At 69.1% G+C, this 17,817-nt stretch carries 17 protein-coding genes; 4 read left to right on the forward strand and 13 right to left on the reverse strand.

Features of this window, described 5'->3' with window-relative positions:
• Window positions 1–22: 22 nt before the first annotated feature.
• The 3 genes from trpC to AC5Y5E_RS05295 all read right to left on the reverse strand — a co-directional run bounded on the left by trpC (window position 23) and on the right by AC5Y5E_RS05295 (window position 3,131).
• Window positions 23–841 (reverse strand): indole-3-glycerol phosphate synthase TrpC, encoded by an 819-nt coding sequence (trpC, locus tag AC5Y5E_RS05285; RefSeq protein ID WP_499882348.1) that lies wholly within the window; start codon window positions 839–841, stop codon window positions 23–25.
• Between the two features lie 99 nt (window positions 842–940).
• The gene (locus AC5Y5E_RS05290; protein WP_499901944.1) at window positions 941–1,600 is read right to left on the reverse strand and encodes a TIGR02234 family membrane protein; all 660 of its coding nucleotides are present in this window, start codon (window positions 1,598–1,600) and stop codon (window positions 941–943) included.
• Window positions 1,593–3,131: an anthranilate synthase component I gene (locus AC5Y5E_RS05295; RefSeq protein ID WP_499902607.1), complete on the reverse strand. Its 1,539-nt coding sequence runs from the start codon at window positions 3,129–3,131 to the stop codon at window positions 1,593–1,595. The genes AC5Y5E_RS05290 and AC5Y5E_RS05295 overlap by 8 nt, the downstream gene beginning before the upstream one ends.
• Window positions 3,132–3,184: 53 nt before the next feature.
• On the opposite strand from AC5Y5E_RS05295, the gene AC5Y5E_RS05300 reads away from it, so the two are divergent.
• Window positions 3,185–3,649, forward strand: coding sequence for a peroxiredoxin (locus AC5Y5E_RS05300; RefSeq protein ID WP_499901945.1), 465 nt, complete (start codon window positions 3,185–3,187; stop codon window positions 3,647–3,649).
• Window positions 3,650–3,671: 22 nt separating this feature from the next.
• On the opposite strand, the gene AC5Y5E_RS05305 is transcribed toward AC5Y5E_RS05300, so the two are convergent.
• Window positions 3,672–4,775, reverse strand: coding sequence for a calcium:cation antiporter (locus tag AC5Y5E_RS05305; RefSeq protein ID WP_499901946.1), 1,104 nt, complete (start codon window positions 4,773–4,775; stop codon window positions 3,672–3,674).
• Between the two features lie 122 nt (window positions 4,776–4,897).
• Here AC5Y5E_RS05305 and AC5Y5E_RS05310 point away from each other — a divergent pair, with 122 nt between their 5' ends.
• Complete coding sequence (locus AC5Y5E_RS05310) at window positions 4,898–6,433, forward strand: serine/threonine-protein kinase (RefSeq protein ID WP_499901947.1); 1,536 nt, start codon at window positions 4,898–4,900, stop codon at window positions 6,431–6,433.
• On the opposite strand, the gene hisI is transcribed toward AC5Y5E_RS05310, so the two are convergent.
• The 8 genes from hisI to hisD all read right to left on the reverse strand — a co-directional run bounded on the left by hisI (window position 6,430) and on the right by hisD (window position 12,890).
• Window positions 6,430–6,777 (reverse strand): phosphoribosyl-AMP cyclohydrolase, encoded by a 348-nt coding sequence (hisI, locus tag AC5Y5E_RS05315; RefSeq protein ID WP_499901948.1) that lies wholly within the window; start codon window positions 6,775–6,777, stop codon window positions 6,430–6,432. The two genes, AC5Y5E_RS05310 and hisI, sit on opposite strands and share 4 nt — an antisense overlap.
• Window positions 6,774–7,559, reverse strand: coding sequence for an imidazole glycerol phosphate synthase subunit HisF (gene hisF / locus AC5Y5E_RS05320; protein ID WP_499901949.1), 786 nt, complete (start codon window positions 7,557–7,559; stop codon window positions 6,774–6,776). The genes hisI and hisF overlap by 4 nt, the downstream gene beginning before the upstream one ends.
• Before the next feature lies 1 nt (window position 7,560).
• Window positions 7,561–8,373, reverse strand: coding sequence for an inositol monophosphatase family protein (locus AC5Y5E_RS05325; RefSeq protein WP_499901950.1), 813 nt, complete (start codon window positions 8,371–8,373; stop codon window positions 7,561–7,563).
• 4 nt (window positions 8,374–8,377) lie between these two features.
• Window positions 8,378–9,121 (reverse strand): bifunctional 1-(5-phosphoribosyl)-5-((5-phosphoribosylamino)methylideneamino)imidazole-4-carboxamide isomerase/phosphoribosylanthranilate isomerase PriA, encoded by a 744-nt coding sequence (gene priA / locus AC5Y5E_RS05330; protein WP_499901951.1) that lies wholly within the window; start codon window positions 9,119–9,121, stop codon window positions 8,378–8,380.
• 82 nt (window positions 9,122–9,203) lie between these two features.
• Entirely contained in the window at window positions 9,204–9,821 is a 618-nt protein-coding gene (gene hisH / locus AC5Y5E_RS05335; RefSeq protein ID WP_499901952.1) for an imidazole glycerol phosphate synthase subunit HisH, read from the reverse strand.
• The gene (gene hisB, locus AC5Y5E_RS05340) at window positions 9,818–10,435 is read right to left on the reverse strand and encodes an imidazoleglycerol-phosphate dehydratase HisB (protein WP_499901953.1); all 618 of its coding nucleotides are present in this window, start codon (window positions 10,433–10,435) and stop codon (window positions 9,818–9,820) included. The genes hisH and hisB overlap by 4 nt, the downstream gene beginning before the upstream one ends.
• Complete coding sequence (locus AC5Y5E_RS05345) at window positions 10,432–11,568, reverse strand: histidinol-phosphate transaminase (protein WP_499901954.1); 1,137 nt, start codon at window positions 11,566–11,568, stop codon at window positions 10,432–10,434. The genes hisB and AC5Y5E_RS05345 overlap by 4 nt, the downstream gene beginning before the upstream one ends.
• Window positions 11,565–12,890 carry a histidinol dehydrogenase gene (hisD, locus tag AC5Y5E_RS05350; RefSeq protein ID WP_499902608.1) on the reverse strand — a complete coding sequence of 442 codons (1,326 nt, stop codon included), beginning with the start codon at window positions 12,888–12,890 and terminating at the stop codon, window positions 11,565–11,567. Before hisD ends, AC5Y5E_RS05345 begins: the two co-directional genes overlap by 4 nt.
• A 259-nt stretch (window positions 12,891–13,149) precedes the next feature.
• Between hisD and AC5Y5E_RS05355 the strand changes: the two genes are divergently transcribed.
• Window positions 13,150–15,861 (forward strand): winged helix-turn-helix domain-containing protein, encoded by a 2,712-nt coding sequence (locus AC5Y5E_RS05355; RefSeq protein WP_499901955.1) that lies wholly within the window; start codon window positions 13,150–13,152, stop codon window positions 15,859–15,861.
• 31 nt (window positions 15,862–15,892) lie between these two features.
• On the opposite strand, the gene AC5Y5E_RS05360 is transcribed toward AC5Y5E_RS05355, so the two are convergent.
• Window positions 15,893–17,137 (reverse strand): sensor domain-containing phosphodiesterase, encoded by a 1,245-nt coding sequence (locus AC5Y5E_RS05360; RefSeq protein ID WP_499901956.1) that lies wholly within the window; start codon window positions 17,135–17,137, stop codon window positions 15,893–15,895.
• Between the two features lie 228 nt (window positions 17,138–17,365).
• Here AC5Y5E_RS05360 and AC5Y5E_RS05365 point away from each other — a divergent pair, with 228 nt between their 5' ends.
• Window positions 17,366–17,779: a nitroreductase family deazaflavin-dependent oxidoreductase gene (locus AC5Y5E_RS05365; protein WP_499901957.1), complete on the forward strand. Its 414-nt coding sequence runs from the start codon at window positions 17,366–17,368 to the stop codon at window positions 17,777–17,779.
• Window positions 17,780–17,817 lie beyond the last annotated feature (38 nt).

Genomic DNA, 17,817 nt, shown 5'->3' on the forward strand with positions numbered 1-17,817 from the left:
GCGGGGACGGCTCATCGGCGTCCTAGCGAGACGGTTTCGGGCAGGACGGGTGGGTGCCCGCGGTGACCAGATCGGCAACCGCCGCGCGGGGGTCACCGCTCTTGACCAGACCTTCACCGACCAGCACGGCGTCAGCGCCGGCGCCGGCGTAGGCCAGCAGGTCCCCGGTGCCGCGGACGCCGGATTCGGCGATCCTGATCACCTTGCTCGGCAGCCCCGGGGCGATGCGGGCGAAGCAATCCCGGTCCACGTTCAGCGTCGTGAGATCGCGCGCGTTGACGCCGATCACGTTGGCCCCCGCCTTCAGCGCCCGGTCGGCCTCTTCCTCGGTGTGCACCTCGACCAGCGCCGTCATCCCGAGCGATTCGGTGCGGTCGAGCATCGACACCAGCGCCGACTGCTCCAGCGCGGCGACGATCAGCAACAGCATGTCGGCCCCGTGCGCACGCGCCTCGTGGATCTGATACGGCTGCACCACAAAGTCTTTGCGCAACACCGGAATTGAGACCGCGGCCCGCACCGCGTCGAGGTCGTCGAGCGAGCCGTTGAAACGTCGCTCCTCGGTCAGCACGCTGATGATGCGGGCGCCACCGTCCTCGTAGGCCCGGGCCAGCTTCGCCGGATCGGCTATGGGCGCTAGTGAACCCGCCGACGGGCTGGCGCGCTTGACCTCGGCGATGACGCCGATCCCGGGCTCACGCAACGCGGCCATGACGTCCAACGGCGGGGGCGCCGCCGCGGCGGCCGCTTTGATCTCGCTCAGGCTGACAACGGCTTCGCGCGCGGCAACGTCGGCTCGGACTCCCTCAAGGATGGAGTCAAGCACGGATGCCGGACTCATGCCTGTCGTTCCCTTCCCACTGCCATCCCACTGTCGCTCGGGTACTCAGCCGATTTCGATGACGTCAATGAAGGGTAGCGACCGTCACCCCGCGGCTCGTCACCGACCCTCGCTGTCTGACCCCCGGGCCCGATCGGTCGGGTCGTGTCCCTCGTCAAGCGCATCCCAAATCATCCGCTCCGACATCTCCGACTGCTGCTGCCCCTCCAGCATCTCCCCGCGATCGCTTTCGCGTAGCGCATTGGATCGGCGGGTCGCGGGCGCAGCGTATTTCGTCGCGCTCTCGCGCGGCAGGCCGCCCGAGCGCATCAACAGGACGGCCGCGATCAGCGTGCACACGGCGGCGGCCACGGCGACCCCGGCGCCGAAGTACCGCCGTTCGCTTCCGACCAGGAACATCAGCGGGACATGGGCCAGTTCGGCGCCGCGCGCCGCCACCTCCGGAAGCACCCACAGGCTGATCCCCAGATATCCGACCGCCAGGCTGGCCGCGGCCAGCAGCACGGCCAGCGCCCGCAGCGGCCAGCCGCGCACCGCGAGGGCCGCGACGGCGGTGGCCAGCATGAGCAGCGCCAACGGCAGCAGCGCCGTCGACCACGAGCCGCCGGACAACGTCACCTGCTTGGGCTGGCCCAGCCCGTCGAAGGAGCGGATCACCACCCACGGCAGCCGCGACGCCACCCACAGGGCCCCCGCGGCCACCACCAGCAGCAGTTGGGCGATGACGATCGTGAGCCGGGCCCGACGGGATTCAGCCATCGTCGCTCGAGGGCGGCGCGGTCAGCGTCTCGGCGGCCGCGATCGCGTTGAGCACCGCCCGCGCCTTGTTGGAGGCCTCGGTGTATTCGTAAGGGCCGTTGGAATCGGCCACCACGCCGCCGCCGGCCTGAACATAGGCGATGCCGTCGCGCATCAACGCGGTGCGGATGGCGATGGCGAAGTCGGCGTTGCCGGCGAAGTCGAGGTAACCGACCACGCCGCCGTACAGGCCGCGGCGCGTCTTCTCCACCTCCTCGATGAGCTCCATCGCGCGCACCTTGGGTGCGCCCGACAGCGTGCCGGCCGGGAAGCAGGCCGTCACGGCGTCCAGTGCGGTGCGGCCCTCGCCGAGCATCCCGGTCACCGTCGACACCAGGTGCATGACGTGGCTGTAGCGCTCGATGTGGCTGTAGTCGTCGACGCGAACCGTGCCGGGCGTGCAGACCCGGCCGAGGTCGTTGCGGCCCAGGTCGACGAGCATCAGGTGCTCGGCGCGTTCCTTCTCGTCGGCCAGCAGCTCCTTTTCCAGCAGCTGATCCTCTTCGTCGGTCTCGCCGCGCCAGCGGGTCCCGGCGATCGGGTGCGTGGTGGCCCAGCCGTCGGCGACGGTGACCAGCGCCTCCGGGCTGGACCCGACGATCGAAAAGTCCGTCTCCCCAGCGCTATTCGGCACGTGCAACAGGTACATGTAGGGGCTCGGATTGGTGGCCCGCAGCATCCGGTACACGTCGATGGGATCGACGTCGGTGTCCATCTCGAAGCGCTGCGACGGCACCACCTGGAACGCCTCGCCCGCCGCGATCTGCTCGACGAGGTAGTCGACGATCTTGCTGTATTCCTCGACGGTGCGCTGCGAGCGGTGCCGGGGTTCGGGCCGGCCGAACGTGGCGACGGTCGACGGCAACGGCTGGCCCAAGGCCGCGGTCATCACGTCGAGGCGGGCCACCGCGTCGTCGTAGGCCTCGTCGACACGCTCGTCGGTGCCGTTCCAGTTCACCGCGTTGGCGATCAGGGTGATGGTGCCCTCGTGGTGGTCCACGGCCGCCAGGTCGGTGGCCAGCAGCAGCAACATGTCGGGCAGGTACAGGTCGTCGACCGCCAGCTCGGGCAGGCGTTCCAGCCGTCGCACCAGGTCGTAGGCGAAGAAGCCGACCATGCCGCCCGACAGCGGCGGCAGCCCGGGCATGGCGGCGGTGGCCAGCAGCTCGAGGCTGTCGCGCAGCACGCGCAGCGGGTCGCCGCCCGTGGGCGCGTCCTTCGGCACCGTGCCCAGCCACGCCGCTTCGCCGTCGCGCACGGTCAGCGCCGACGGCGCCCCCGCGCCGATGAAGGACCACCGCGACCAGGATCGGCCGTTTTCGGCGGACTCCAGCAGGAACGTACCGGGCCGGTTGGCGGCGAGCTTGCGGTAGGCGGACAGCGGAGTCTCGCTGTCGGCCAAGACCTTGCGAGTCACCGGGACCACACGGTGCTCCGCGGCGAGCTGGCGGAACTCCTCCCGTGAGGTGCCGGAGGCGAGGTGGGCGTGCACCGACCCATCTTCCCAGATGGGCCGACGAGGCATTCGGGCGTAGCGTGACGCGCATGAAACCTGGTGACACCGTGGCCGACTTCGAGCTCCCCGACCAGACGGGAGCGCCGCGCAAGCTCAGCGCTCTGCTCGCCGACGGCCCCGTGGTGCTGTTCTTCTACCCCGCCGCGATGACGCCCGGCTGCACCAAGGAGGCCTGTCACTTCCGCGACCTGGCCTCCGAATTCGCCGCCGTCGGCGCCAACCGGGTCGGCATCAGCGTCGATCCTGTGCAAAAGCAAGCCAAGTTCGCCGAGACGCAGAAGTTCGACTACCCGCTGCTGTCGGACACCGAGGGCGCCGTCGCCGCGCAGTTCGGCGTCAAGCGCGGGCTGCTCGGCAGGCTGATCCCCGTCAAGCGCACGACGTTCGTCATCGACACCGACCGCACGGTGCTCGACGTCATCTCCAGCGAGCTGAGCATGGACACCCACGCCGACAAGGCGCTGGAGACGCTGCGGGCGCGGTCCTCGGCCTAGCCCCTAACCCGCGCGAGACCTGTCAGGGGATGATCGCCAGGAACACGTAGGCGGCGAGCAACACCAGGTGCACCTCGCCCTGCAGCCGGGTGGCCCGGCCGGGCACCACCGTCAGCATGCTGATCACCACGGTCAGGGCCAGCAGCACCAGCTGGGTGGGCGCCAGGCCGAGCACCAACGGCCCCTTCAGCCAGATGCTCGCCAGCGCGATGGCGGGGATCGTCAGCCCGATGCTGGCCATCGCGGAGCCGTAGGCGAGGTTGAGGCTGGTCTGGATGCGGCCGCGCCGGGCCGCGCGCACCGCCGCGAGCGTCTCGGGCAGCAGCACCAGCATCGCGATCACCACGCCGACGAACGACTGGGGAAAGCCGGCCGCGGTCACCAGGCGTTCGACCGCCGGCGATTCCTGTTCGGCCAGGCCCACCACCGCCACCAGCGCGACGAGCAGCAGCACCAGGCTGACCAGCGCCGCACGGGCGCTGGGCGGGTCGGCATGGTTTTCATCCTCTTCGAAAAGCCGCTTCTGGCCCTTCTGCGCGACGGGCAGGAAGAAGTCGCGATGCCGGACGGTCTGCGTGAACACGAACAGCAGGTACAGCAGGAGCGAGGCGACCGCGGCGAAGATGAGCTGGCCCGGTGAGAACTCCTTACCGGGGTGGCTGATGGTGAAGGCGGGCAGCGCGAGGCTCAGCGTTGCCAACGTCGTGAGGGTGGCCAGCGCGGCTCCGCTGCCCTCGGCGTTGAACAGCGTCACGCCGTAGCGCCGCGAACCCCACGACAGCGACAAGCCCGCGATCCCGTTGGTGGTGATCATGAACGCGGCGAACGCGGTGTCCCGGGCGAGCGTGGCCGCCTCGTTGCCGCCCGATGCCATCAGCTCGACGATGAGGGCCACCTCGATGATCGTCACCGCGCCCGCGAGCACCAGCGACCCGAACGGCTCACCGACGCGGGCCGCGACCACCTCGGCGTGCTGAACGGCCGCCAGCACGGCCCCGATCAACAGCACGGCCTGCAGCGCGATCAGTACCGGCCCGAGGTGCTCGCCCCAGGTGGCCGTCAGCACGACGACGGCGATCACCGGCACCGCTGTGGTCCAGGAGGCCCACGACAGCCGTTTGCGCATCGCCCGCCATTCTCGCCGATGACGCGCGTCCGCGCCCGACGGGTGCACCCGGGCGAGGCAGTCATCTTCCGGCCTGGGCCGAATACGGCTTTGTGCGGCAGCGGCCTCAGTACCATGCTCACATGCCAGAAAGCGGCGGGCGCCACGAAGACCTGACCGAGGGGCAGGTCTTCGCCGGATACACGATCATCCGCCGCCTCGGCACCGGCGGCATGGGCCAGGTGTACTTGGCGCAGCACCCGCGGCTGCCGCGCCGCGATGCCCTCAAGATCCTGCCCGGCGAGCTGACCGCGAACGACGAATTTCGCCAACGCTTCAACCGCGAGGCCGACCTGGCGGCGAGCCTGTACAACGAACACATCGTCGGCATCCACGACCGCGGCGAATACAACGGGCAGCTGTGGATCTCGATGGACTACGTGCAGGGCACCGACGCCGCCAAACTGCTGCGCAGCCAGTACCCGTCGGGGATGCCGAAAGCCGATGTGGTGGAGATCATTTCGGCCGTCGCCGACGCGCTCGACTACGCCCATTCGCGCGGACTGCTGCATCGCGACGTCAAACCGGCCAACATCCTGCTGACCGACGCCAGCCCCAAACGACGGATCCTGCTCGCCGACTTCGGCATCGCCCGCGAATTGGGCGAGATCAGCGGTTTGACCGCGACCAACATGTTGGTGGGCACCACCGCCTACTGCGCGCCCGAACAGCTGCAGGGGCTCGATGTGGACGGGCGGGCCGACCAATACGCGCTGGGCTGCACCGCATTCGACCTGCTGGCCGGGTCCGCGCCGTTTCGCCACTCCAACCCGGCGGTGGTCATCACCCAGCACCTGTCCGCGCCGCCGCCGAACATCAGCGAGCGCCGGCCCGAGCTGGCCGACCTGGACGGCGCCATCGCCAAGGCGCTGGCCAAGAAGCCCGACGACCGCTTCGGCACGTGCGCCGAATTCGCCGCCGCGCTGGGCAGCGGGCTCGACACCGCGGCGTCGGAGGTGACGGCCGGCCCCACCTCGGTCATCCCCGCGCCAACGACGGTGATCCCGAAGCGCAAGAGCGCGACGCCCGCCCCGGCCGCGGAACGTTCCGGCGGGCGGGGACCGGTGGTGGCGATCGCCGCGCTCGTCGCGATCGCGGTGGTCGCCGTGGGCGCCTACTTCGGGGTCCGCGCCCTCGGTGCCCGAAACCACCAGCACAAAGCCGGCGCACCATCGGCGTCGGCGACGGCGCTGTCGCCCGGCAACCCAGCTCCGACTCCGGCACCCGCCGCGATCCAGCTGTCCGGCCAGATCACCGATCAGTCGGGCGTGCTCGGGCCGCTCGAGTACGACGCCGTCAACCGCGCGCTCACCAACCTCTACAACGGGCGCGGCACCAGGTTGTGGGTGGTGTACGTCCCGAACTTCGGCGGCCTAAAACCATTCAAGTGGGCCGAAAACGTCATGGTCGCAAACCATTTCACCGACAGCGACGCCATCCTGGCGGTGGCCACCGGCGAGCCCGCCTTTTCCTTCCGGGTGCCCAACGCGGCGCTCACCGGAAAGGCGATCGATTTGGAGATCATCCGCCGCGACCGCATCGCGCCGGCGGTGTTCCGCCACGAATGGGCGCGCGCGGCGATCGCGGCGGCCACCGGGTTGGACGTCGCGCCGAGCTAGCCTTCGGGCGCCAGCAACTGGTCGGCGTCGAAGCAGCTGTGATCGCCGGTGTGGCAGGCGCCGCCGACCTGGTCGACGGTCAGCAGCACGGTGTCGCCGTCGCAGTCCAGGCGCACCGAGTGGACGTGCTGGGTGTGCCCGGACGTCGCCCCCTTGATCCACTGTTCGCCGCGGGACCGCGAAAAGTACGTTGCCTCACGGGTTTCCAGCGTGCGGGCCAGCGCGTTGTCGTCCATCCAGGCGACCATGAGAACGTCGCCGCTGCCGCGCTCCTGCACGACGGCGGTGACGAGGCCTTCGGCGTTGCGCTTCAGCCGCGCGGCGATCTTCGGGTCGAGCGTCATCGGACCGTGATCTTTTCCGCCGCCATGGCTGCCTTGACCTGCCCGATGGTCAGTTCGCGGAAGTGAAAGACGCTGGCCGCCAACACCGCATCGGCCCCGGCGGCGACCGCGGGCGCGAAGTGTTCGACCGCGCCGGCGCCGCCGCTGGCGATCACCGGCACCGTGACCGCCGCACGCACCGCGCGCAGCATCGGCAGGTCGAACCCCGCCTTGGTGCCGTCGGCGTCCATCGAGTTGAGCAGGATCTCCCCCACCCCCAACTCGGCGCCGCGGACCGCCCATTCGACGGCGTCGATGCCGGTGCCGCGGCGCCCCCCGTGGGTGGTCACCTCCCAGCCCGACGGCGTCGGCGCCGACCCGGCTGGCACCGTGCGGGCGTCGACGGACAACACGATGCACTGCGAACCGAATTGGGTTGCCATTTCGGCGAGCAGGTCCGGCCGGGCGATCGCGGCGGTGTTGACCGACACCTTGTCGGCCCCCGCCCGCAGCAGGGTGTCGACGTCGGCCACGGTGCGCACCCCGCCACCGACCGTGAGCGGGATGAACACCTGCTCGGCGGTGCGGCGCACCACGTCCAGCATGGTCGCCCTGCCCGACGACGACGCCGTCACGTCCAGGAAGGTCAGCTCGTCGGCGCCCTCGGCGTCATACGCCGCCGCCAGCTCCACCGGATCGCCGGCGTCGCGGAGGTTTTCGAAGTTGACGCCCTTGACCACCCGCCCGGCGTCGACGTCCAGGCAGGGGATCACGCGCACGGCAAGGCCGGTACCGGAGTACATCTCAGTAGTCCTCCCGATCGCCGACGGCGCGCAGGATCTCGAGGACTTCCTCGTGCGCGCCGGGCGCGGCGGCCAGCACCGAGTCCGACGCGGGGGTCCACGGTTTGCCGGCCAGGTCGGTGACGATGCCGCCCGCGGACCGCACCTGCGCCACGCCGGCGGCGTGGTCCCAAACGTGGCCGCCGAAACTTATTGCCGCACCGACGATCCCGTCCGCGACGTAGACCAGGTCGATGCCGGTGGAGCCGTGCATGCGCAGCCGCGACGAGACCCGGCTCAGGTTCTCCAGCAGGGCGAGCCGGTAACGGCCCGGGAACCGGCCGCGCGAGTCGGCGCTGAACGTTCCGACCGCGAGGAGGCTGTCGGCCAGCTGCGTGGTTTCCAGCGACGGTTGCGGCGCACCGTTTTTGAGCAGCGGGCCGCCCGCGATGGCGGTGTAACGGTCGCCGATGAACGGCAGCCAGGTCAGGCCCGCGACGGGCTCGCCGTCGTGCAGCAGGGCCAGCAGGATCGCGGCCATCGGCGACCCGGCCGCGTAGTTGAACGTGCCGTCGACGGGATCCACCACCCACACCCACGGCGAGTTCACGTCGGTGCCGCCGAATTCCTCGCCGTGCACCCCGATCCCGGTGGTGGCTTGCAACGCGGTGACGACCTGCCGCTCGATGGCGAGGTCGATCTCGGTGGCGAAGTCGTTGCCCTTCTTGGCAACCGCGGAATCGGCGCGGTGGCCCTCCAGGAAGCGCGGCACCGCGGCGTCGAGGATGACGGACGCCTTGTCGACGAGGGGCGACACCATTGCGTTGAGGTCCATGCGGCTACGCCCTCATCGCGGCCAGGGCCTGCGGCAGGGTGAACCGCCCGGCGTAGAGCGCCTTGCCCACGATGGCTCCCTCGACCCCGCGGTCGGTGAGCGTCGCGATGGCGCGCAGGTCGTCCAGGCTCGACACGCCGCCCGACGCGATCACCGGGGCCTCGGTGCGGTCGGCCACCGCGCCCAGCAGCTCGAGGTTGGGGCCACCCAACGTCCCGTCCTTGGTGACGTCGGTGACGACGTACCGCGAACACCCTTGCCCGTCAAGGCGTTCCAGCACCTCCCACAGGTCGCCGCCGTCGGTCTCCCAGCCGCGGCCACGCAGCCGGTGCTGGCCTTCTGGATGGGTGGGGTCGATCTGGACGTCGAGGCCGACGGCGACCTTGTCCCCGTGTTCGTCGATGGCCCGCGCGCACCATTGGGGGTTCTCCAGGGCCGCGGTGCCGAGGTTGACCCGCGCGCAGCCGGTGGCCAACGCCGCGGCCAGCGAGTCGTCGTCGCGGATGCCGCCGGACAGCTCCACCAACACGTCGAGCTTGCCCACCACCGCGGCGAGCAGCTCGCGGTTGGAGCCGCGGCCGAACGCGGCGTCCAGGTCGACCAGATGGATCCATTCGGCCCCGTCGCGCTGCCAGCCCAGCGCGGCGTCCAGCGCCGAGCCGTACTCGGTCTCGCTGCCGGCCTTGCCCTGCACCAGGCGCACCGCGCGGCCGTCGACCACGTCGACGGCCGGTAACAGAATCAGCACAGTCCCTCCCGCGGGCCGAAAGTGCAACTGGCGACGCCCCTTCTCGGCGTTTGCGTCGCCAGTGGCGCTCTCGCGAAGTTGTTCACAGTCCCTCAACCCAATTGCTCAGCACCGCTGCGCCGGCGTCGCCACTCTTCTCGGGGTGGAATTGGGTGGCGGCCAGCGGCCCGTCCTCGACCGCGGCCAGGAACGGCACCTGGTGGGTCGCCCACGTCAGCATGGCCTCCGGCGAACCCTCCCACCGCTGCGCGGCATAGGAGTGCACGAAGTAGAACCGCGCGCCGGGGGCCAGCCCCCTGAACAGCGCGCTGCCGGGCGCGGGATCCACCACGTTCCAGCCCATGTGCGGGATCACCGGGGCGTCCAGCCGGGTGACCGCCCCCGGCCACTGCCCGCAGCCCTTGGTCTCCACCCCGAATTCCACGCCGCGGGCGAACAGGATCTGCATGCCCACACAGACGCCCAGCACCGGGCGCCCGGCGGCCACCCGCTCGGCGATGATGCGGTCTCCCCCGACTTTCCGCAGGCCCGTCATGCACGCCTCGAACGCGCCGACCCCCGGCACCACCAGCCCGTCGGCGGCCGCCGCGGCCGCCGGGTCCGCGGTCACCTCGACCGACGCACCGACCCGCTGCAGCGCGCGTTGCGCCGACCGCAGGTTGCCCGAGCCGTAGTCGAGCACCACAACAGATCTGGTCACAGAACACCTTTGGTGGACGGCACACCCGACACCCGGGGATCGCGTTCGACCGCCTGACGCAGCGCGCGGGCCACCGCCTTGTATTCGGCCTCGGTGATGTGGTGCGGGTCGCGGCCGTGCAGGACGCGCACGTGCAGCGCGATGCGGGCGTTGGAGGCCAGCGTTTCGAACACGTGCCGGTTGACGACGGTGTGATACGGCACCGAGCTGCCGGTGATCGTGGTGTGCTGCAGGTGATCCGGCTCGCCGGTGTGCACGCAGTACGGCCGCCCGGAGACGTCGACCGCGGCGTGGGCCAGCGCCTCGTCCATCGGGATGAAGGCGTCCCCGAAGCGGCGGATGCCCTTCTTGTCGCCCAGCGCCTGCCCGAGCGCCTGGCCCAGCGCGATGGCGGTGTCCTCGATGGTGTGGTGGCCCTCGATCTCGACGTCGCCCTTGGTGCGCACGGTCAGGTCGAAGCTGGCGTGGCTGCCCAGCGCTGTCAGCATGTGGTCGTAGAACGGCACGCCGGTGTCGACGTCGACCTGTCCGGTGCCGTCGAGGTCGAGCTCGACGACGATGTCGGATTCCTTGGTGCGCCGTTCAATCCGGGCGCGGCGTGTTTCGGTGCTCACGGGGCTCCTACTGAGGTGGCTGGGGCCAGTTCGGTGGCCGCGATCTGGGCGCTGGCCCGCAGGAAGGCGTCGTTCTCCTCGGCCAGGCCCGTTGTGGCGCGCAGGTAGCCGGGGATCCCGACGTCGCGAATCAGGACGCCGGCTTCCAGGTAGCGCTGCCAGGCGGCCGGCGCGTCGGCGAATTCGCCGAACAGCACGAAGTTCGCGTCGCTCGGGACCACCCGAAAACCCATGCCGCTCAACGCCGTTGTGACGCGCTCCCGCTCGGCGATCAGGGTGGCCACGCTGCCCAGGGTGTCGTCGGCGTGCCGCAGCGCGGCGCGGGCCGCGGCCTGGGTGACCGACGAAAGGTGATACGGCAGCCGCACCAGCAGCATCGCGTCGATCATCGCCGGCGTGGCGATCAGGTACCCGAGCCGCCCGCCGGCGAACGCGAATGCCTTGCTCATGGTGCGGGTGACGACGAGCTTGGTCGGATACTCCTCGACCAGCGCCACCGCGCTGGGCTGCGACGAGAACTCGCCATAGGCCTCGTCGACGATCAGGATGCCCGGCACGACGTCGAGCAGCCGCCGCAGGTCGGCCAGTGAAACGCTTTGCCCGGTCGGGTTGTTGGGGCTGGCGACGAACACCACGTCGGGCCGGCGTTCGACGACGGCGGCGACGGCGGCATCCACATCGAGGCCGAAGTCGTCGGCGCGCGCCGCCTCGAGCCACTCGGTGCGGGTGCCGCCGGCGATGATCGGGTGCATCGAGTAGGACGGGACGAACCCGATCGCACTGCGCCCCGGCCCGCCGAACGCCTGCAGCAGCTGCTGCAGGATCTCGTTGGAACCGTTGGCGGCCCAGAGGTTTTCGACATCGAGCGGGGTCCCGGTCTGGGCACTTAGGTACGCGGCCAGGTCGCGGCGCAGCGCGAGCGCGTCGCGGTCGGGGTAGCGGTGCAGGTCGGCGGCGGCCTCGCGCACCGACCGCACCACGTCGTCGACCAGCGCCTGGGTGGGCGGGTGCGGGTTCTCGTTGGTGTTCAGCCGCACCGGAACCGCCAATTGCGGCGCCCCGTACGGCGATTTGCCGCGCAGGTCGTCGCGCAGCGGCAGGTCGTCCAGCGTGGGCTTGTCGCGTTCGGTCATCGCTCGAACCTTCGCCGGACCGCCTCGCCGTGCGACGGCAGGTCCTCGGCCTCGGCCAGCACGACCACGTGTCCGGACACGTCTTTCAGCGCCGCCTCGGTGTAGTCGACGACGTGGATGCCGCGCAGGAACGTCTGTACCGACAGGCCGCTGGAATGCCGCGCGCTGCCCCCGGTGGGCAGCACGTGGTTGGACCCGGCGCAGTAGTCGCCGAGGCTCACCGGCGCGTACGGGCCGACGAAAATTGCTCCGGCCGAACGTATTCGGCCCGCGACCGCTGCCGCGTCGGCGGTCTGAATCTCCAGGTGCTCGGCGGCGTAGGCGTTGACCACCTTGACGCCGGCGTCCAGGTCGTCGACCAGGATGATCGCCGACTGGGGCCCGCCGAGCGCGGCCGTCACCCGTTCGCGGTGCACGGTGGTTTGCAGCTGGGCGGCCAGCTCGACGTCGGTGGCGGCGGCCAGGCTTTCGCTGGGGGTCACCAACACGCTGCCCGCCATCTCGTCGTGCTCGGCCTGGCTGATCAGGTCGGCGGCCACGTGCGCGGGGTCGGCCGTGTGGTCGGCGAGGATGGCGATCTCCGTCGGCCCCGCCTCGGCGTCGATGCCCACCCGGGACCGGCACAGCCGCTTGGCGGCGGTGACGTAGATGTTGCCGGGCCCGGTGATCATGTCGACCGGCGCGAGGTCCGAGCCGTCGGTGTCGGTGCCGCCGTAGGCCAGCAGCGCGACCGCCTGCGCGCCGCCGACGGCCCACACCTCGTCGACGCCGAGCAGCCGGGCCGCGGCCAGGATCGTCGGGTGCGGCAGGCCATGGAACTGGCCTTGCGACGCCGCCTGCGGCGGGCTGGCCACCACCAGCGAGCCGACCCCGGCGGCCTGCGCCGGCACCACGTTCATCACCACGCTGGACGGATACACCGCGTTGCCGCCGGGCACGTACAGGCCCACCCGCTCGACGGGCACCCACCGCTCGGTGACCGTCGCGCCGGGGCCGAGCGTCGTGGTGACGTCGGCGCGGCGCTGGTCGGCGTGCACGGCGCGGGTGCGCTCGATCATGACCCGCAGCGCCTCGGCTACCGCCGGTACGAGATCCGCCAGCGCCTTGTCGAGTGCCGCGCCCGGCACCCGGACGGCCGGGGGCCGCACCCCGTCGAAGGACGCGCCGTATTCCAGCGCCGCCTCGGCCCCGCGCTCCGCGACGGCCTCCACGATGGGGCGCACCGTGGGCAGCACGCTGTCCACGTCGGCCCCGCCGCGCGGCAGCGCCGCCCGCAGCCGGGCGGCCGTCAGCTCCGCGCCGCGCAGGTCAATGCGGGCGATCGTGTTCACGTAGACCATTGTCCCTGATGGGAGCAACCGGATTAGCTCTCGGGGGTTCGCGGCCATCCGTCGAGGCCGGATGCCGGATTGTGTCAATGGCCACCCAACGCGGTTTCTCCTGGCATTAAATAACCACTTCGATTAAACATTTGGTGACTGAAACGCTCGTTCGCAGCGCTGACGTGGGCGAAGCGGCCGGGCATGGCCCCCCCGAAGGCAGTGCGAATTGGATGCAACCGAGCACGCAAGGCTGCGCATCGTGTCCACGAGGGTTCAGCCACCGACCAATTTTGGGAGGCTGGTCACCCGGAGCCGGCTCATCGACCTGATGCGGGCCGGCCGCGCCAAGCGGCTGACGTTGATCCACGCACCGGCCGGGTACGGCAAAACCACCCTCGCGATGCAATGGCAACAGGAGTTGAGTTCGGAGGGCGTGCCCGCGGCATGGGTGAGCCTGGACGGCGACGACAGGGACGTCGTCTGCTTTCTCGGGCACCTTGTCGAGGCCGTGCGGCGGGTAGAACCTAGTGTCGGCGCGGATCTGGGAAATCTGCTGGAGCAGCAGTCCGACAATGCGCGGCGCTACGTGCTGGCCGAGCTCGTCAATCAACTCGCCGAATGCCCGCGCCCAGTCGCGATCGTGCTCGATGACTGGCACCTGGTCGATGGCTCCGACGCGATGGGAGCGCTGGAATTCCTGTTCAACTCCGGCCCGGACAACCTGCAGTTGATCGTCACCAGCCGAACCCGCGCACCGGCGATCGGCAAACTCCAAGTGCGTAACCAGGTCGTCGAAATTGACGCAGCACAGCTGCGTTTCGACGAGAGGGAATCCGCCGAATTCCTTCTGGACCTCAATGCGCTCGAGCTCAGCGATGACGATGTGCACCGCCTGTGGTGCAACACCGACGGCTGGATCGCGGCCCTACAGCTGGCCAGCCTGTCATTGCGCAACGCCTCGGACGCGTCTGCGCTGGTCGGCGGCTTCTCCGGGCGCCACCACTCCATCGGCGATTACCTGGCCGAAAACGTGCTCGACGCGTTGCCCGACGAACTGCTGAGATTTTTGCTGACCACCTCGATCTGTGACCGCCTGTGCGGTGGCCTGGCCGCCGCAGTCAGCGGCCAGCTTCGGGGGCAAGCCATCCTCGAAGAACTCGAACGCCGGGACATGTTTTTGCTACCGCTCGATGACGACCGTGAGTGGTTTCGCTATCACCACCTATTCGGTGGATACCTGCGACAGCGGCTGGAACGCGACCACGCCGACCAAATCAAGGGCCTACACAGGGCGGCCTCGGCGTGGTTTGCCGATCACGGGCTGCTGAGCGAGGCAGTGACTCACGCGCTGGCCGCCGGTGATGACGCCGATGCGGTAGATCTGGTGGAACGGCAGGCCATGTATCTGGTCGAACACAGCCGCATGGGCAGCCTGCTCGGGTTGGTGGACAAATTACCCGGCAACTTGGTGTTTGGACGGCCAGGCCTGCAGATCGCCATCGCGTGGGCCAACTGCCTGCTGCAGCGGGCCGAGGAGGCCGAGATCGCACTCGACCACGTGCGCACAGCCCTGCTTGCGAGTACCGATGCAACCAGCGCCGAAATCCTCGGTGAGGCCGACGTTGTGCAGGCCTGCACCGACGTTTACCGCGACCGCATCGACCGAGCCGTCGCCCTGGTCACTCCGTGCATCGCGAATCATCAACGCTGCCGGCCCTTTCTGGTAGCGGTGTCGGCGAACATCCACACGTTCGTCGACATTCACACGTTCGGTCACGAGAACGCGTTGTCACTCCAACGCTGGGCGAAGGGCTTTCACGACACGGCCAGCGGACCCTTTGTCGGCGTCTACGGGCGATGCTTTGCCGGCCTGGCCGCCGGATCTCAGCTCGATATGCGCGCCGCCGAAGACCACTACGCCGGGGGCCTGGCTCTGGCGCAGCGCGTGGCCGGCCGCCATTCTCACGCGGCCCGATTGGCGGGGTCGCTGCTGGGCACCGTCTGTTACGAACGCGGCGAAATCGAAACAGCCGAACGGCTATTGACAGAATGCCATGAACTCGGGGCCGAAAGCGGCGTAGCGGAATTCATGATCGCGACCTACACCAGGCTGGCCCGCATCAAAGTGCTAAAAGGGGACGTCGATGGCGCCCTTTCCTTGCTCGATGAAGGCGATCAGGCGGCGCAACGCCTTTCGCTACCCCGGTTGTCCGCGGCCCTCGACTACGAACGCGTGCGTCTGTACCTGGGGGTCGGCGACACGGACCGCGCCCAAGACACTCTGAGGCCCCATCTGGCGGATATCGCGTCGGGCATGGACGGCATCGCAATGGCAACGCGTCACTACCAACTCGGAATGCACGCACGGATCCTGGGCGCCCAGCGCGACTACGGCGCCGCCCACGAACTGATTTCCACGATCAAGCGCGAAAGCAGTTCCAGCGGATGGCGTTACGCCGAGATCAACAGCACCATCGAGCTCGCCAGGGTGCTTTCCCTTAGCGGGGACACCCATGCCGCGATTGAAACACTTGTGCCCGGATTAGTGGTGGGCGCGCAGTCCGGCATCATGCGCACCGTCATCGACGCCGGTCCGGAGGTGTTGGACGTTGTGGTCGGCCTCCGCGAAGCCGGCCGAACCGGTCGCTGGCCGGCCGGCTTACCCGAAGTTCCGTTCGACTACCTGTCGCGGTTGCTCAGCACCGCCCAAGCCGACGTCTCAAGAGCAGCGATTCCAGTGATCGGCCGCGCCACCGGTCGCGGTCCTCTGCCGGAGGAACCGCTCAACGCCCGCGAAGTGGAAATCCTGCGCCTGGTGGAGGCCGGACTTGCGAACAAACAGATCGCCCGCAGTGTCGGAGTGACCATCAACACCGTCAAGTGGTATCTCAAGAGCATCTACGTCAAGCTCGGTGTGACCACACGCGGCGAATCGATATCCGAGGCGCGACGGCGCGAGATCCTGCCTTGAACCGCCGAAAGTCATGACTGACGTTCGAAACTCAGATCAGGCGGCTCAGCAGATCCCGCGCCGCCGCCGTCACGTGTGCGCGGTCGAAGGTGATTGCCATGTCGAAACGACGGACTTCACTCTCATCGGAATATCCTGAATCACAGCGTTTTTCACGCGCGATTACCGCCGCCGCGGTGTCGGGGCCGAGCGCCAGGATGGTGGACTCACCCGACAATGGATCAGCGTGATCGAGCGTCACCCGCCTTACCCGCGGCCCCAGATCGGCGGGTGGGTTCTCGGCGAAAACCGCTACCAGCGCCGACCTTTCGGCAATAGCCGAAAGCCGTCGTTTCGTTGCCTCACTCAGGTCATCACTCGATTGCATCGTCCTCAAGACGATCGGAGGGCTTTCCGCGCTGACCGCGACGTGTTCGACATGCCCGAACAGCTCGACCAAAATCTGCTCACGAACGGTCCGAGTATTCCGCACCGTCGTCGCCAGGTCGAACGTTGAGGCATGGGCACCCGCCGGCGGGTACGTCGTCGGCATCTGGTTGGAGAACGCCGACGGGGCCACCGATAGCTCCCCGGGCACGCCGAACCGGATCCCCTGCCCCAGCGTGGCGCCATATGCCAACGCCCGTTCCAGATGGGCGTCGGTCTCGATACCCTCCGCGCAGATGACCGCGCCCGTCCGCTCATGGTGCGCGGTGATCGCCGCGACCGTGCGGGCCTGCATCCGATCGGGTTGGCGTTGCACAACTCCCATGTCCAGCTTCAAGATCTCCGGCGCCACCACGTCGAGCAAAGCCAACGAGTCCGGATGCGCCCCGATGTCGTCGAGCGCGATCGCGAATCCCAGCGAGCGCAGGGCCGCGACCTTGCGAAGAAGTGCCCGAGGATTGGTCAACAGACCCCGTTCGGTGAGCTCGAACGTCAGACGAAACCAGGCGGCGGCGCGCATGAAATCAAGGTCGTCAGCCGGATTGACATGCGTGGTTACCGGTTCGGTGTTGACCAGCAACAGCATTCCGGGGGTGGACCGGCCTTTCAGTGCCCCCTGCACCGCGGCACGGACACACGCATGGTCCAGATGATCTAAGCGGCCCGTTCTGGCCGCGTGAGCGAATAGGTCAACCGGCGCTGCGTCGGGCAGAGCCGGCCAGCGGGCCAACGCTTCGTAGCCGACGACCGTCTCGCTGGGCAACGCCACCACACGCTGGTATGCCGCGACCAGCCCCCGACCCAGGACGGCTTCATCAAGCGCGTTGCTCTGCGGTTCGTCCGCAAACACCGCCCTACCCCTGCGCACCACCACTGACCATGGACTGGACGCTAAACCCGCAAGCACGCAGTTCGGTGCGTAGCCACCCGTTTTCATCGTTGCTGCTACCCGAAAAGGGCTTGTGCCGGGCCTCGGTCCGAATGGCGGGTGAAGCGGGTTTCCCGGCGGGCGTCGCCGGCCGCTACAGTGCGCATGAAAGGCGATACGAGACCCGCAGAGTTTCGGCAAGGAGCCGCAATGTCCACGAAGGATCACCCGAACAACGCCCCGGGCGTCCCGATGGTATTCCCGGTCTGGTTCGAGCGCTTCCAGATCAAATACTTCAACCCGGCGGTCAAGCCGATCGCGCGTTTTCTGCCAGGGACCGCGACCATCAAGCACCGCGGTCGCACCTCCGGCAAGGAGTACGAGACGATCATCACCCCCTACCGCAAGGGCAACGTGCTGGCGATCGCGTTGGCCCATGGCAAGACGAACTGGGTCAAGAACGTGCTGGCCGCCGGCGAGGCGGACGTGCAGTACAGCCGCAACCGCGTCGTGCACATCACCAACCCCCGGATCCTGCCCGCCGGTTCCGACGGCGAGGGTCTGCCGCGGATGGTCCGCGCGCAGCTGGGTCGGGTCGGGGTGTTCGTCGGCGACATCGCCTGAGCGCGCAACTGGCACTTTCGCGGCCGGATGAAGCGGCC

The sequence above is a fragment of the Mycobacterium sp. NGS54 genome (assembly GCF_059812465.1).

What these genes read in the sequence shown, in the direction of transcription:
- AC5Y5E_RS05365 (WP_499901957.1), top strand. Translation starts at nt 17,366, where the DNA reads ATGTCCACGAAGGATCACCCGAACAACGCCCCGGGCGTCCCGATGGTA.
- AC5Y5E_RS05290 (WP_499901944.1), bottom strand. Translation starts at nt 1,600, where the DNA reads ATGGCTGAATCCCGTCGGGCCCGGCTCACGATCGTCATCGCCCAACTG.
- AC5Y5E_RS05300 (WP_499901945.1), top strand. Translation starts at nt 3,185, where the DNA reads ATGAAACCTGGTGACACCGTGGCCGACTTCGAGCTCCCCGACCAGACG.
- AC5Y5E_RS05310 (WP_499901947.1), top strand. Translation starts at nt 4,898, where the DNA reads ATGCCAGAAAGCGGCGGGCGCCACGAAGACCTGACCGAGGGGCAGGTC.
- hisI (WP_499901948.1), bottom strand. Translation starts at nt 6,777, where the DNA reads ATGACGCTCGACCCGAAGATCGCCGCGCGGCTGAAGCGCAACGCCGAA.
- trpC (WP_499882348.1), bottom strand. Translation starts at nt 841, where the DNA reads ATGAGTCCGGCATCCGTGCTTGACTCCATCCTTGAGGGAGTCCGAGCC.
- hisF (WP_499901949.1), bottom strand. Translation starts at nt 7,559, where the DNA reads ATGTACTCCGGTACCGGCCTTGCCGTGCGCGTGATCCCCTGCCTGGAC.
- AC5Y5E_RS05345 (WP_499901954.1), bottom strand. Translation starts at nt 11,568, where the DNA reads ATGACCGAACGCGACAAGCCCACGCTGGACGACCTGCCGCTGCGCGAC.
- AC5Y5E_RS05325 (WP_499901950.1), bottom strand. Translation starts at nt 8,373, where the DNA reads ATGGACCTCAACGCAATGGTGTCGCCCCTCGTCGACAAGGCGTCCGTC.
- AC5Y5E_RS05305 (WP_499901946.1), bottom strand. Translation starts at nt 4,775, where the DNA reads ATGCGCAAACGGCTGTCGTGGGCCTCCTGGACCACAGCGGTGCCGGTG.